The 13,783-nt window shown below is 65.6% G+C and carries 12 protein-coding genes and 1 pseudogene; 9 read left to right on the top strand and 4 right to left on the bottom strand.

Translation table 11 applies throughout. From position 1 onward, the window contains the following. Positions 1–395 (bottom strand): annotated as a pseudogene (locus tag ACQR1F_RS29620) (IS4/IS5 family transposase); the annotation flags it as partial. A gap of 221 nt (positions 396–616) precedes the next feature. Next, on the bottom strand, positions 617–1,627 hold the full coding sequence (locus ACQR1F_RS29615) for a polyprenyl synthetase family protein (protein ID WP_315717243.1): 1,011 nt from the start codon (positions 1,625–1,627) through the stop codon (positions 617–619). Between the two features lie 155 nt (positions 1,628–1,782). Here ACQR1F_RS29615 and ACQR1F_RS29610 point away from each other — a divergent pair, with 155 nt between their 5' ends. The 7 genes from ACQR1F_RS29610 to ACQR1F_RS29580 all read left to right on the top strand — a co-directional run bounded on the left by ACQR1F_RS29610 (position 1,783) and on the right by ACQR1F_RS29580 (position 8,317). Next, positions 1,783–2,010 carry a DUF2007 domain-containing protein gene (locus ACQR1F_RS29610; protein ID WP_315802830.1) on the top strand — a complete coding sequence of 76 codons (228 nt, stop codon included), beginning with the start codon at positions 1,783–1,785 and terminating at the stop codon, positions 2,008–2,010. Further along, a complete protein-coding gene (locus ACQR1F_RS29605; protein WP_315802831.1) occupies positions 2,003–2,767 on the top strand; it encodes a tRNA1(Val) (adenine(37)-N6)-methyltransferase in 765 nt (254 codons plus the stop codon). The genes ACQR1F_RS29610 and ACQR1F_RS29605 overlap by 8 nt, the downstream gene beginning before the upstream one ends. A 243-nt stretch (positions 2,768–3,010) precedes the next feature. Further along, the gene (locus tag ACQR1F_RS29600) at positions 3,011–3,913 is read left to right on the top strand and encodes a S49 family peptidase (protein WP_434840441.1); all 903 of its coding nucleotides are present in this window, start codon (positions 3,011–3,013) and stop codon (positions 3,911–3,913) included. 107 nt (positions 3,914–4,020) lie between these two features. Then, complete coding sequence (locus ACQR1F_RS29595; RefSeq protein WP_315802833.1) at positions 4,021–4,212, top strand: hypothetical protein; 192 nt, start codon at positions 4,021–4,023, stop codon at positions 4,210–4,212. A gap of 129 nt (positions 4,213–4,341) precedes the next feature. Continuing rightward, entirely contained in the window at positions 4,342–5,280 is a 939-nt protein-coding gene (locus ACQR1F_RS29590) for a glycine--tRNA ligase subunit alpha (RefSeq protein WP_315802834.1), read from the top strand. A gap of 233 nt (positions 5,281–5,513) precedes the next feature. Further along, positions 5,514–7,721: a glycine--tRNA ligase subunit beta gene (gene glyS, locus ACQR1F_RS29585; RefSeq protein ID WP_434914366.1), complete on the top strand. Its 2,208-nt coding sequence runs from the start codon at positions 5,514–5,516 to the stop codon at positions 7,719–7,721. Positions 7,722–7,723: 2 nt separating this feature from the next. After that, entirely contained in the window at positions 7,724–8,317 is a 594-nt protein-coding gene (locus tag ACQR1F_RS29580) for a class I SAM-dependent methyltransferase (protein ID WP_434914365.1), read from the top strand. A 137-nt stretch (positions 8,318–8,454) separates the two neighbouring features. On the opposite strand, the gene ACQR1F_RS29575 is transcribed toward ACQR1F_RS29580, so the two are convergent. Next, positions 8,455–9,612, bottom strand: a complete 1,158-nt coding sequence (locus ACQR1F_RS29575; protein ID WP_434914364.1) for an IS481 family transposase — start codon at positions 9,610–9,612, stop codon at positions 8,455–8,457. 217 nt (positions 9,613–9,829) lie between these two features. Further along, a complete protein-coding gene (locus ACQR1F_RS29570; RefSeq protein WP_434890586.1) occupies positions 9,830–10,183 on the bottom strand; it encodes a DUF1236 domain-containing protein in 354 nt (117 codons plus the stop codon). A 249-nt stretch (positions 10,184–10,432) separates the two neighbouring features. Here ACQR1F_RS29570 and ACQR1F_RS29565 point away from each other — a divergent pair, with 249 nt between their 5' ends. Together ACQR1F_RS29565 and ppdK are read left to right on the top strand one after the other, a co-directional pair. Continuing rightward, entirely contained in the window at positions 10,433–10,588 is a 156-nt protein-coding gene (locus tag ACQR1F_RS29565) for a DUF3096 domain-containing protein (protein ID WP_012042558.1), read from the top strand. A 93-nt stretch (positions 10,589–10,681) separates the two neighbouring features. Beyond that, positions 10,682–13,645, top strand: a complete 2,964-nt coding sequence (gene ppdK / locus ACQR1F_RS29560) for a pyruvate, phosphate dikinase (RefSeq protein WP_434914363.1) — start codon at positions 10,682–10,684, stop codon at positions 13,643–13,645. The last annotated feature ends 138 nt before the right edge of the window (positions 13,646–13,783 follow it).

Below are 13,783 nucleotides of genomic sequence, written 5' to 3'. Positions count from 1 at the left end.
CGATCATTGCGGCCGGCTTTTGCCACCGCCGTGGCATCCACAAGACGGACCGGTCGGCCTTTCGCCGCGGCCAGGCAGGTCTCACCTGCGCTCCCAACGAGCAGCCGGCTGACCAGTTGTTCGAGCCAATCCGCCGAGTTGCGTAGCCGCTTGAGAAGCGCGACATTCGACAATGAGGCAAGTCCCATCGCCTCAGCCCATGCGGCGGTCAATCGCAGCCCGCGCGTCCCCCAACAATACGCGAGCACCAGCCGCAGCTGATCCACGGCACATTCGACCTTGCGGGCTCGTTTGAAAGCCCCAAATTCCCGAGCCTCATGCTCAAGCAGGTCAGCGCCGCCCAACCGAGCGATAGTGCGCAGCCATTCGGCGTTCGAAAGCGATTCGTCAGTCACTCGACCGAGGAATCATCCATTTCCGGCAGCAAAATGGTAAGTTAGCGCCAATGGGGGTATGCTTCCGCACGCGCGATGTTCGCGGAGAAATACCCCTCACCCAGCCGAGCACGTGGATGGGCCGGCGATGCCCTCTCCCACCCTGGCGAAGCTTCGCTTCGCCTTGGGGGCGAGGGCGCATTCACGAGCACCGCAGTCGCAGCGGCAGTCGCTAGAAGCAACTAATGCGACCTGGCCAGACAGAACGCCACCACCTGCTCCAGCGCGGTCTTCATCGGTGAGGCCGGGAACAGCGCCAGCGCATCGACGGCCATCGCGCCATAGTGATGCGCGCGGCTGATCGTGTCCTCCAGGGCGCGGTGCTTGTTCATCAGCCCGATCGCATGGTCGAGATCGTGATCGCTGATCTCGCCGCGCTCCAGCGCCTTGATCCAGAAGGCACGCTCGCTGTCGCTACCGCGGCGGAACGCGAGCACCACCGGCAGCGTGATCTTGCCCTCGCGGAAATCGTCGCCGACATTCTTTCCGAGCTTGGCGGCCTTGCCGCCATAGTCGAGCACGTCGTCGACGAGCTGGAAGGCGATGCCGAGATTCATGCCGAAGGACCGCGAGGCGGTCTGCTCGGCCTTGGGCCGATCGGCGAGCACCGGCCCGACCTCGCAGGCGGCGGCGAACAGCTCGGCGGTCTTGCCGCGGATCACGGCGAGATATTCGTCCTCGGTGGTGGCGGTGTTCTTGGCGGCGGCGAGCTGCATCACCTCGCCCTCGGCGATGGTGGCGGCAGCGGCGGAGAGAATGTCGAGCGCGCGCAGCGAGCCGACCTCGACCATCATGCGGAACGCCTGGCCGAGCAGGAAGTCGCCGACCAGCACGCTGGCCTCGTTGCCCCACAGCATGCGCGCGGACAATTTGCCGCGGCGCATTTCGCTCTCGTCAACCACGTCGTCATGCAGCAGCGTCGCCGTGTGCATGAACTCGACGGCCGCGGCGAGCTTGACGTGACCGTCGCCGGTGTAGTCGGTGAGATGAGCCATCGCCAGCGTCAGCATCGGCCGCAGCCGCTTGCCGCCGGAGGAGATCAGGTGGTTTGCGACCTCCGGGATCATCGTGACGTCCGACCCGGTGCGCGACAAAATCGTAGCGTTGACCCGTTCCATGTCGGCTGCGACCAGCGCGACCAGCCCATCGATGGAGGCTCCCGATGGACTCTCGAAAGGTACGATAACCGCCACTCTGGTCTCCGATTTTGCTATGCTCGAAACGACAATAGAAACTGCGGCCGCAGGCGGCAAGGGCAGACACGGAACCTTGACCCAGGCCTTGTTGACCCAAGCCTTCTTCTTGACCCAAGCCCTTCTTGACCCAGGCCCGCATGGAGACATAACGATTGAAGGAATTGGTTCGGACCAATGATATCGTGCTGGTTTCGGCGATAGGGGCGCTGCTCGACGGCGCCGACATCCATCACCTCGTGCTCGATCAGAACATGAGCATCATCGAGGGCTCGCTCGGCATCCTGCCGCGGCGGATCCTCGTGCACGAGGACGACATTCTCCAGGCCCGGCGGCTTCTCACCGACGCCGGTCTGGCGCATGAACTGCGCCCTGATGAGTGACGCTGTCGACATTTCGGAGGACGCTGTGCTCGGCGGCCAATTGCGCCTGCGGCAGCCCACGACGGGCCATCGCGCCGGCCACGACGCAATCCTGCTGGCGGCGGCGACGGCCGCGCGTTCGGGCGATCGCGTGGTCGATCTCGGTGCCGGCGTGGGGACGGCCGGGCTGGCCTTGGCCCGGCGCGTGGGCGGTCTCAGCTTGACGCTGGTCGAGCGCGAGCCGGATCTGGCGCGGCTCGCGCGCGACAACGCACGCGCCAATGCGTTGCCGGCGGAGGTCGTGGCGCTGGACGTCGCCGCGGACGCGGCTGCTTTCGCTGCCGCAGGGCTCGGGCCCGATAGTGTCGACGTCGTGCTGATGAATCCGCCGTTCCACGATGTTGCCCGTCACCGTGCCTCGCCCGACGCCGCGCGCGCGACCGCGCACATGGCAACGGCGACGACGTTGGAGATCTGGACGCATGCCGCGCGGCGGATGCTGAAATCCGGCGGCGTGCTGACCTTGATCTGGCGGGCCGATGGTTTGAGCGAGGTGGTCGCGGCGCTGGCGCGCGGCTTCGGCAGTCTTGCCGTTCAACCGGTTCATGGCCAGGCGGGCAAGCCGGCGATCCGTATCCTGGTCCGGGCCGTTAAGGGAGGGCGGGCGCCGACCCAGATTCTCGCCGGAGTGGTGCTGAATGAGGTGGCAGGTGTGCCGAATGACGAGGCCGTGCGCGTGCTGTCGGGGCAGGGGGCGCTGGCCTTGAGCACCCCCTGAACGGTTGATCGTGGTCGGGCGTTATTGCGTCTGAGCTTCCGACTGGCGTTCGGTTACCGTCGTGAAACGGATCGCAGTCAATAGAGTACCGATCAGCAGCATCAACAGGTAGACCTTCATGTATTCCTCCGCCGCACTCTGCACCTTGTGCTCGCCGTGCAATTGCCCAGGGCATTGCAAGGCTCGTTCCAGCCCTTTGGATGGCAGCGGCGCGATAAAAAATGGTAAATCCGAGGTAACTGAATGGTGGACAATTTGACACAACCCAGCGATGCAGCCGGGCTATTCGATCGGCTGAAGGCGCTGCTTCCGGCGCGGCTGCGCGGCGTCCCGGTGGTGCCGGTCGTCCGTCTGTCCGGCGTGATCGGCGCGGTGACGCCGTTGCGGCCGGGGCTGACGCTCGCGGGCGTCGCCAAGGTGCTGGAGCGGGCGTTCTCGATGCGCAACGCCAAGGCCGTGGCGCTGGTGATCAATTCGCCGGGCGGCTCGCCGGTGCAGTCGCGCCAGATCTACTTGCGCATCCGCCAGCTCGCGGCGGAGAAGAAGCTGCCGGTGCTGGTGTTCGTCGAGGACGTCGCGGCGTCCGGCGGCTACATGATTGCGTGCGCCGGCGACGAGATCTTCTGCGATCCGTCCTCGATCCTCGGCTCGATCGGCGTGGTCGGCGGCTCGTTCGGGCTGCAGGACCTGATCAAGAAGATCGGCATCGAGCGCAGGCTCTATACCGCCGGCGAGCACAAGGCGATGCTCGATCCGTTCTTGCCGGAGAATCCCGACGACGTGGCGCGGCTGAAGAAGATCCAGCGCGAGATCCACGCGCTGTTCATCTCGCTGGTCAAGGAGAGCCGCACCACCCGGCTGAAGGGCGCCGACGATGTGCTGTTCACCGGCGAGTACTGGGCCGGCGACAGCGCCGTCACGCTGGGGCTGGCGGACGCCATCGGCGACCTCCGTGCCGTCCTGCGCGCCCGGTTCGGCGACAAGGTCGCGACGCCCGTGGTGGCGCCGGCCGGCGGCCTGCTGTCCGGGCTGCTCGGACGGCGGGCGGCAGGCGCCGGGAGCCTGGGGATCGGTTGGACCGGGCTAGCGGAGGAGCTGATCTCCGCGGTCGAAACCCGGGCGATCTGGGCTCGTTTCGGGTTCTAGAACCCGGGGGGCGCGCCATTTCGCCCCTCGCAATCCGATTGCGGGGGGAACCGGGATCGGCGACAATGGGAATCGGGGTGGCTCTGTTCATGAACGAGGATCGACCAATGCCGCCGTTCGTTGCTTTCGCGGGTATGCTGGGCGGGCTTGCCGTGGTTCGCTGGGCCTACAAGGCCGCGCAGAAGATCAACCGCGAGCTCGAAGAGGCGCGGCTGTCACGCGTCGCCGAGGCCGCGCGGGCCGCCGAGATCAAGACTCTGCGCCGCGATCCCGTCACCGGCGCCTACCGGCCGGGCTGACACGCTCCGCCGACCTTCGAACGACGGGACGTCGCCGTCGTTTTGAGGGCCCTATTGCCTTGATTCCTGATGGCCCCGCCGATACGGTCCGCGCGCTTTTCCGACGCCTGCGAAAGACCGATACCGACGATGGACTCGCTGCCTCTGCACATGCGCCCCGAACGTTCGTTCCAGGGCTTCATCCTGGCCCTGCAACGGTTCTGGGCCGAGCAGGGCTGCGTGATCCTGCAGCCCTACGACATGGAGATGGGCGCCGGCACCTTCCACCCGGCGACGACCTTGCGCGCGCTCGGGCCGAAGCCGTGGAATGCCGCCTACGTGCAGCCGTCGCGGCGGCCGAAGGACGGCCGCTACGGCGAGAATCCGAACCGGATGCAGCACTACTACCAGTTCCAGGTGATCATGAAGCCGTCGCCGCCGAACCTCCAGGAGCTGTACCTGAAGTCGCTCGGCGCGATCGGCATCGACGCCGCCGTGCACGACATCCGCTTCGTCGAGGACGATTGGGAGAGCCCGACCCTCGGCGCCTGGGGGCTCGGCTGGGAGTGCTGGTGCGACGGCATGGAAGTGTCGCAGTTCACCTATTTCCAGCAGGTCGCCGGCTTCGAATGCGCGCCGGTCGCGGGCGAGCTCACCTACGGCCTCGAGCGCCTGGCGATGTACGTCCAGGGCGTCGACCGCGTCTATGACCTCAACTTCAACGGCCGCGACGGCGACGCCAAGGTCACCTATGGCGACGTCTTCCTGCAGGCCGAGCGCGAATATTCGCGGCACAATTTCGAGCATGCCGACACCGACATGCTGTTCGAGCAGTTCAAGATGGCCGAGGGCGCCTGCCGCAAATATCTCGACGCCGGTTGGCGTGACGGCAATCGCCGGGAGCACCAGATGGCGCTGCCGGCCTACGACCAGTGCATCAAGGCCAGCCACGTCTTCAACCTGCTCGACGCCCGCGGCGTCATCTCCGTCACCGAACGCCAGAGCTACATCCTGCGCGTCCGCGAGCTCGCCAAGGCCTGCGGCGAGGCCTGGCTGCATACGGAAGCGGGCGGGGCGGGCGCTGGATAGAACGAACGCGGCTGCGTCCGGGGCCTCATGGTTCGAGACGCGCCGCCGGCGGCGCTCCTCACCATGAGGGTCTTTCGGATCTCGCCGCAAAATCAGACCTCGTCCTGAGGAGCCCGCCTTCGCCGGGCGTCTCGAAGGACGGTGGGAGGCAAGCTGCTTTCCACGAGTTTAGCAATTCGCGATGGCCTGTCCCTCCAGGGGAAGGTGGTTCTTCGTGCAGAGAGACTTGAGACATGCCCGACCTTCTCCTCGAACTGTTCTCCGAAGAAATCCCCGCGCGCATGCAGGCCAAGGCGGCCGACGATCTGCGCCGCATGGTCACCGACAAGCTGGTCGCCGAAGGGCTCGTCTATGAAGGCTCCAAGGCGTTCGCGACGCCGCGGCGGCTGGCACTGACCGTGCACGGCATTCCCGCGCGGCAGGCTGACTTGAAAGAGGAGCGCAAGGGTCCGCGCGTGGGCGGCGCTGACGCGGCGATCCAGGGATTTCTGAAAGCAACCGGCCTGTCCTCGATCGAGGAGGCCACGATCCAGCGCGATCCGAAGAAGGGCGACTTCTACGTCGCGCTGATCGAGAAGCCCGGCCGCGCCACGCTCGACGTGCTCGCCGAGATGCTGCCGGTGATCGTGCGCACATTCCCGTGGCCGAAATCGATGCGCTGGGGCAAGCGCTCGGAAAAGCCCGGCGCGCTGAACTGGGTGCGTCCGCTGCACGCGATCACCGCGACCTTCGGTCTGGAGACCGAGGAGCCCGACGTGATCAGCTTCGCCGTCGACGGCATCGAGGCGGGACAGACCACGTTCGGCCACCGCTTCATGGCGCCCGCGCCGATCTCGGTGCGCCGCTTCGAGGATTACGAGGCGAAGCTGCTCGACGCCAAGGTCGTGCTCGATCCCGACCGGCGGAAAGACACCATCGTCACCGACGCCAAGCAGCTCGCGTTTGCGCAAGGCTATGAGCTGGTCGAGGACCCCGTGCTGCTCGATGAGGTCGCGGGCCTGGTCGAATGGCCGGTGGTGCTGATGGGCTCCTTCGATCCGGAGTATCTGAAGGTCCCTGGCGAGGTGATCCGCGCCACCATTCGCAACAACCAGAAATGCTTCGTGGTCCGCGATCCCAAGACCGGCGGGCTGGCGCCGAAGTTCATCCTGACCGCCAACATCGAGGCGACCGACGGCGGCAAGACCATCATCGCCGGCAACGAGCGCGTCATCCGCGCCCGCCTGTCGGATGCGAAGTTCTTCTATGAGACCGACCTCAAGACGAAGCTCGAGGACCGGCTGCCGAAGTTCGAGCAGATCGTGTTCCACGAGAAGCTCGGCACCCAGGCCGCGCGCATCGCGCGGATCGAGAAGCTCGCCGCAGAAATCGCGCCGCTGGTGGGCGCCGACGCCGCAAAGACCGTGCGTGCGGCGAAGCTCGCCAAGGCTGATCTGCTGACCGAAGTGGTCGGCGAATTTCCGGAGGTGCAGGGCCTGATGGGCAAGTACTATGCCCTGGCCCAGGGCGAAGATGCCTCCGTCGCCGCCGCCTGCGAGGAGCACTACAAGCCGCAGGGGCCCGGTGATCGCGTGCCGACCGACAAGGTCGCGGTGGCCGTGGCCCTCGCCGACAAGCTCGATACGCTGGTCGGCTTCTGGGCGATCGACGAGAAGCCGACGGGCTCGAAGGACCCGTATGCGCTGCGGCGCGCGGCGCTGGGCGTGATCAGGCTAGTCTTGGAAAGCGATCTTCGCATATCAATTGGTACTCTTGTTAGTCCGCTTTTTGAGAAGATAGATCTCGCCAATGTCATGCGGGATATACAGGCTCGAGACGAGGCCTCAAAAAAACTTGGCATCACCATTGGAGCGATTGCTAGCGGCGGACACCGCAGTGAGGTTTCTTTCGGTGGGCGATTCTTGGATGAGAGGGCCGTTAACCTCCTCTCCTTCTTCGCCGACCGCCTCAAGGTGCAACTGCGCGAGCAGGGCGCCCGCCACGATCTCGTCGACGCCGTGTTCGCGCTCGGCGGGCAGGATGACCTGCTGATGGTCGTCCGCCGCGTCGAGGCGCTCGGCAAGTTCCTTGACAGCGACGACGGCAAGAACCTGCTCGCTGGCACCAAGCGCGCCTCCAACATCCTCGCCATCGAGGAGAAGAAGGACAAGCGCAAGTTCGAGGGTGCGCCGGATGCCGCGCTCTACAAGCTCGACGAGGAGAAGGCGCTGGCCAAGGCGATCGGCGAGGTTGCTGCGGAAGCGGGCGCCGCCGTCGCCAAGGAGGACTTCGCCGCGGCGATGCGTGCCATGGCGAAGCTGCGCCCGGCGGTGGATGCGTTCTTCGACAAGGTGAAGGTCAACGACGACGACGCAGCGATCCGCGAGAACCGACTGAGGCTGCTGAACGAAATCCGCAGCGCCACGCGCGCGGTCGCGGACTTCTCCAAGATCGAGGGCTGAGGATGGACCGGCCGACGCTCGCCGCCTATGACCGTGAGGCGGCGGCGTTCGCGGCCGACTGGCATGCGCAGCCGGCGTCGGCCGATCTCCACGCCATCGTCAGGCGCTTCCTCGTGTCCGGTGGCTGCACCGCGGACATCGGCTGCGGCAGCGGCCGCGAGGTCGGCTGGCTGAATGCCAACGGATATCCTGCGGAAGGTTTCGACGCGTCGGAGGGACTGCTGGCTGAAGCCCGCACGCGCTATCCGAACGCGTCGTTCACGCATGCCGAACTGCCTGCCCTCGCCAGCATCGCGGATGCAAGCTTCGACAATTTGCTGTGCGAGACCGTGCTGATGCATCTCGATCGCAGCGACGTGGTGCCGTCGGTGCGGCGGATGCGCGCGATCACGAAGCCCGGCGGCGTCCTGTATTTGAGCTGGCGGGTGACGGAGCAGGCCGATCAGCGCGATGGGCACGGCCGGCTCTATGCGGTGGTCGACCTCGCAACCATCCGCGCGGTCTTTGCAGGAGATACGACGCTGCTCGACGAGCAGGTCGTCAGTAAGTCCTCAGGCAAGATCATTCACCGCATGGTGGTGAAGAAGGCCGGTTGAGTGCAGGCGCGCCGCGCTGCATCCTCTGGCTCGTCATTGCGAGGCGCTCTTGCGCCGAAGCAATCCAGGGGCTCCGACGGCAGACTGTCTGTGTGGCCCCTGGATCGCGTCGCTGCTGTTTAGCCCGGAGACATAGCTTACACCTGTTCGGAGACATAGTTGACACTTTTTGGGTCGCGCAAATCGATCGCTGCGATCTGATGCGCGGCAAAGAAAACTCCGAATTGTCCGTCTTGGCTGAGCGGCCGAATAGCGAGCCGCTCACCGCGAAAAGCTTGGGGGACTTTCCAGAGCCGTCCCTCGAAACTGACGTACGCCTTCGTGCTCGACACGGAACGGACGATCTCCCCCTCGTCGTAGTCCACCGTCGGAAGGCGATCCGGCATGGTGCGTTGGCTGGGCCGATAGCGGCTTGCCGGCACATTGAAGTCGAGAGCCTCATGGGGGCGGTCGAGATTGTAGACGGCTCGCCATTCGTCGAGTGCCCGCTGGACATCGGGAAGGTCCCTGTAACGCTTGAAGGCAAAGACCTCGGCCTTCAGGCTGCGGTGGAAGCGTTCGTTCTTGCCGCGGCTCTGGGGATGATAGGGCCGGCTATGGATCGTTCGAACGCCGAGCTTCAGCAGCCAGACCGTCAACGCGGTCCAGGGGTCTTCGAGAGTAAAGCCCCAGGGGCCACCGTTGTCGACGAACATCGCATCCGGCAGTCCATAGCGGCGGAACGTCGTCTCCAAATGTCCTTTGACCGTAGAGCCGCGCTCATTGTCGCAGGCCGCCAGGCACAAGGAAAAGCGCGAGTGATCGTCCAGCGCGGTGAGCGGATGACAAGACACACCGTTCTCCAGCGCACTGTGTCCCTTGAAGTCCATCTGCCACAGCTGATTGGGCGCATCCTTCTCGAACCGCGTGTAGGGCTGCCCGGGCGTGCCGCCAGGCTCCGTCACCCGATCGTAGCGGCGCAGGATGTTATGCACGGTGGAGATCGCCGGGACAGCTTGCCCATCGCGATCGAGACGATGCGCGAGCTTGCGCGCGCCCCAGGCCGGGTGAGCATCGCGCAACGCGACAATCTGCTGCTCAGTCGCAGCTGCGGTGCGCTCCGGACTTCGATGCGGCCGCCGCGACCGGTCCGCCAGCGTCGTATCGCCGGCGTCAGACCGCTCGATCCATTTGTAGCCGGTCTGGGGGCTGATGCCGAACCGCCGACACAGCTGCCGCCGGTTGGCTCCCTCCTGCTTGGCAAGCATCACAAACTCTCGTCGCTGGTCCATGACAGACACCTCTCGCCACGGCATCGCTCGCCCCTTTGCTTGACGAATCGAGCCAATTTTGAGGTGTCAACCATGTCTCCGAACACCTGTCAGCCATGTCCCCGGGCTGAACACTGCGCTCGCGATGACGACCAGAAGCGGTATCCCACAAAAGTAAGCCCCGCCCGGCGGGGGGAACCGGGCAGGGCCTTTTACATCTGGCCGCTTGCGGGGGCGTTGGCGACCAAATGCAGCTCTATAACTACTCAACCACCTGAATGATCCGCCGGGATCGCGGCTCGACGAGAACAGTTTCGCCGTTCACCACGGTGTATCGGTAAGGTGTCGCGCCGAAGCGCTGCGGAACGTCGTAATATGTAACACCGGACTCCGGCAGCACGGCGCCAACAACTACGCGATCGGGGATCACATAGTTGGGAACGCGCTCGCGGACGACATATTCGCGAAACTCCGGCCGGCGCTCGACCGTGATCACTGGAGCGTCCTCCTCGACCACGACGCTGCGGCCGACGCCCGTCGTGTAGGATTGCGCCTGTGCGGTCGCCGGAATCACGACTGCGGCCACGAGGCCAGCAAGGGTGAGATGGGTTCGCATGGACGGGACTCCTGAGCTGTTGATCGCTGAGAGAGACCGGCGCGTGCCGGCACCTGCTTCCCAATGCCCGCAACAGATCATCGTTCCGCGCGGCGGACGGTGGAACCGGCGGCGTTTTTGCGGCAGATCCGGTGGTGGGGGAACCGGAACTCGTGCCGTGCGTCTCCTATTCCGCCACGATGGGCCAGGATAAAGTCCGGCCAAATCGAATCGCCCCAGCCTCGTCCTTCAATCATTCAGAGCTCGTCGATGACCCTGACCGTTGCCCATATCTCGCCGATCATGTCCGTGATCGCCGGCGTCCTGATCCTGATCATGCCGCGCCTGCTGAACCTGATCGTTGCGATCTTCCTCATCCTGAACGGCCTGATCGGCATGGGCCTGCTGAAGTGGCTGCACTTCTAGTCCCAAGGTCGGGAACCCCCGAGCTTGCGCCGCAGCGCCCAAAGTGGTGTAAGGCGCGCGATTTCTCCTCCCATTTGCGGATCGAAGCACCTCATGGCCAAAGCGGTAGCGAAGTCTAAGAAAGTTACAGCGAAATCAAAGCCTTCCAAGCCGGGCAAGGCCAAGACCGCAGCACTCGCTCCGCCGCGCAAGGCGCTCAAGACGGCGTCGAAGCCCGTTGCCAAGGCCCCGGCCAAGGTCGCGCCCAGGTCTGCACCGAAGGCGCCAGTGAAAACCGCTCCGAAGAAGCCGGCCAAAACGGCTGCCAGGCCGGTCGCCAAGGCTGCGAAGGCGTCGGCGGCAAAGGCCCCGGCCAAGAGCGCGGCCACCGCGATCAAGCCGAACAAGTGGGTCTACACCTTCGGTGACGGCAAGGCCGAAGGTAAGGCCGGCCTGCGCGACCTGCTCGGCGGCAAGGGCGCCAATCTGGCCGAGATGGCCAATCTCGGCCTGCCGGTGCCTCCGGGCTTCACTATTCCGACCTCGGTCTGCACCTACTTCTACGCCAACGACAAGACCTACCCGAAGGAGCTGCAGTCGCAGGTCGACAAGGCGCTCGACTACATCGGCAAATTGACCGGCAAGAAATTCGGCGATCCGGAGAACCCGCTGCTGGTCTCGGTGCGCTCCGGCGCCCGCGCCTCGATGCCGGGCATGATGGACACCGTGCTCAATCTCGGTCTCAACGACCAGACGGTGGAAGCGCTGGCGTCGCTGTCCGGCGATCGCCGCTTCGCCTTCGATAGCTATCGCCGTTTCATCACGATGTATTCGGATGTCGTGCTCGGCTTCGAGCACCATCATTTCGAGGACATCCTCGACAGCTTCAAGGACGCCCAGGGCTATCAGCTCGACACCGATCTCTCCTCCGAGGACTGGGAGATGTTGGTCGGCAAGTACAAGGAAGCCGTCGCCACCGAGACCGGCAAGGACTTCCCGCAGGACCCGCATGACCAGCTCTGGGGCGCCATCGGCGCGGTGTTCTCATCCTGGATGAACGCGCGCGCGGTGACCTATCGCAAGCTGCACGACATCCCGGAATCCTGGGGCACCGCCGTCAACGTCCAGGCCATGGTGTTCGGCAACATGGGCGACACCTCGGCCACCGGCGTTGCCTTCACCCGCAATCCCTCGACCGGCGAGAGCAAGCTCTACGGCGAGTTCCTGATCAATGCGCAGGGCGAGGACGTCGTCGCCGGCATCCGCACCCCGCAGGACATCACCGAGGATGCCCGCGTCGAGTCCGGCTCCGACAAGGCGTCGATGGAAGTCGCGATGCCCGAGGCGTTCAAGGAGCTGACCCGCATCTACACGCTGCTCGAGAAGCACTACCGTGACATGCAGGACATGGAGTTCACGGTCGAGCGCGGCAAGCTGTGGATGCTGCAGACCCGCAGCGGCAAGCGCACCGCCAAGGCGGCGCTGCGCATCGCCGTCGAGCTCGCCAATGAGGGCCTGATCTCGGAGAACGACGCCGTGCTGCGCGTCGACCCGGCCTCGCTCGACCAGCTCTTGCACCCGACCATCGATCCCGCCGCCAAGCGCGACGTGGTCGCGACCGGCCTGCCGGCCTCGCCGGGCGCGGCCTCGGGCGAGATCGTGTTCTCCTCGGACGAGGCCACCAAGCTGCAGGCCGACGGCCGCAAGGTGATCCTGGTCCGCATCGAGACCTCGCCGGAGGACATTCACGGCATGCACGCCGCGGAAGGCATTCTCACGACGCGCGGCGGCATGACCTCGCATGCGGCGGTGGTCGCGCGCGGCATGGGCAAGCCCTGCGTCTCCGGCTGCGGCACCATCCGCGTCGACTACGGCCGGGGCACGATGAGCATCGGCTCGCGCACCTTCAAGACGGGCGACGTCATCACCATCGACGGCTCGGTCGGCCAGGTGCTCGCCGGCCGCATGCCGATGATCGAGCCGGAGCTGTCCGGCGAGTTCGGCACCCTGATGGGCTGGGCGGATGCCGTGCGCGAGACTGGCGTGCGCGTCAATGCCGACACCCCGGAGGATGCGCGCACCGCGATCAAGTTCGGCGCCGAGGGCATCGGCCTGTGCCGCACCGAGCACATGTTCTTCGAGGAGACCCGCATCCGCACGGTGCGCGAGATGATCCTGTCGGAGGAAGAGCAGGAGCGCCGCGCGGCGCTCGCCAAGCTGCTGCCGATGCAGCGCGCCGACTTCGTCGAGCTGTTCGAGATCATGAAGGGGCTTCCCGTCACGATCCGTCTGCTCGATCCGCCGCTGCACGAGTTCCTGCCGCACACCCAGGCCGAGGTCGAGGAAGTCGCCCGCGCGATGAATACCGATCCGCGTCGCCTGGCCGACCGCGCCCGCGAGCTCTCCGAGTTCAACCCGATGCTCGGCTTCCGCGGCTGCCGTCTGGCGATCGCCTATCCGGAGATCGCGGAGATGCAAGCGCGCGCGATCTTCGAGGCGGCGGTCGAGGCCGAGAAGCGCACCGGCGAGGCCGTCGGCCTCGAAGTGATGGTGCCGCTGATCGCGACCAAGGCCGAGTTCGATCTGGTCAAGGCGCGCATCGACGCGATGGCGCAGGCGGTGGTCCGCGAGACCGGCGCCAAGCTGGAGTACCAGGTCGGCACCATGATCGAGCTGCCGCGCGCCGCGCTGATGGCCGGCCAGATTGCGGAAGCCGCCGAGTTCTTCTCGTTCGGCACCAACGATCTGACGCAGACCACCTACGGCATCAGCCGCGACGACGCCGGCAGCTTCCTCGGCGCCTACGTCGCCAAGGGCATCCTCGAGATCGATCCGTTCATCTCGATCGACCGCGAGGGTGTCGGCGAGCTGGTCAAGATCGGCGTCGAGCGCGGCCGCGCCACGCGGCCCACGCTCAAGGTCGGCATCTGCGGCGAGCATGGCGGCGATCCGGCCTCGGTGGCGTTCTGCCACAAGGTCGGCATGAACTACGTCTCGTGCTCGCCCTACCGCGTGCCGATCGCGCGCCTCGCCGCCGCGCAATCCGCGCTCGGCAAGGAGATCGCGAGCCAGGCCTGATCTTGCTGCGATCGATCTGATCTGATGAAGGCCGGCACATGTTGCCGGCCTTTTTCATTGCTGAGGGTTCGTCACGATGGGGCGCACACGTGACGCAAGCTGCACTCCTTCTCCAACACTGTCGTCATTCTGGGGGGC

The organism is Bradyrhizobium sp. HKCCYLS3013 (assembly GCF_051167615.1).
GTDB lineage: Bacteria > Pseudomonadota > Alphaproteobacteria > Rhizobiales > Xanthobacteraceae > Bradyrhizobium.
The sequence above is the reverse complement of the archived record's forward strand: the minus strand, read 5'-3'. Positions and strand labels throughout refer to the sequence as shown.

Bases quoted from the DNA above. Each gene is read 5' to 3' on its own strand.
- ACQR1F_RS29605 (WP_315802831.1), top strand. From the start codon at position 2,003: ATGAGTGACGCTGTCGACATTTCGGAGGACGCTGTGCTCGGCGGCCAA.
- glyS (WP_434914366.1), top strand. From the start codon at position 5,514: ATGCCCGACCTTCTCCTCGAACTGTTCTCCGAAGAAATCCCCGCGCGC.
- ACQR1F_RS29575 (WP_434914364.1), bottom strand. From the start codon at position 9,612: ATGCCGTGGCGAGAGGTGTCTGTCATGGACCAGCGACGAGAGTTTGTG.
- ACQR1F_RS29595 (WP_315802833.1), top strand. From the start codon at position 4,021: ATGCCGCCGTTCGTTGCTTTCGCGGGTATGCTGGGCGGGCTTGCCGTG.
- ppdK (WP_434914363.1), top strand. From the start codon at position 10,682: ATGGCCAAAGCGGTAGCGAAGTCTAAGAAAGTTACAGCGAAATCAAAG.
- ACQR1F_RS29565 (WP_012042558.1), top strand. From the start codon at position 10,433: ATGACCCTGACCGTTGCCCATATCTCGCCGATCATGTCCGTGATCGCC.
- ACQR1F_RS29580 (WP_434914365.1), top strand. From the start codon at position 7,724: ATGGACCGGCCGACGCTCGCCGCCTATGACCGTGAGGCGGCGGCGTTC.
- ACQR1F_RS29590 (WP_315802834.1), top strand. From the start codon at position 4,342: ATGGACTCGCTGCCTCTGCACATGCGCCCCGAACGTTCGTTCCAGGGC.
- ACQR1F_RS29570 (WP_434890586.1), bottom strand. From the start codon at position 10,183: ATGCGAACCCATCTCACCCTTGCTGGCCTCGTGGCCGCAGTCGTGATT.
- ACQR1F_RS29600 (WP_434840441.1), top strand. From the start codon at position 3,011: ATGGTGGACAATTTGACACAACCCAGCGATGCAGCCGGGCTATTCGAT.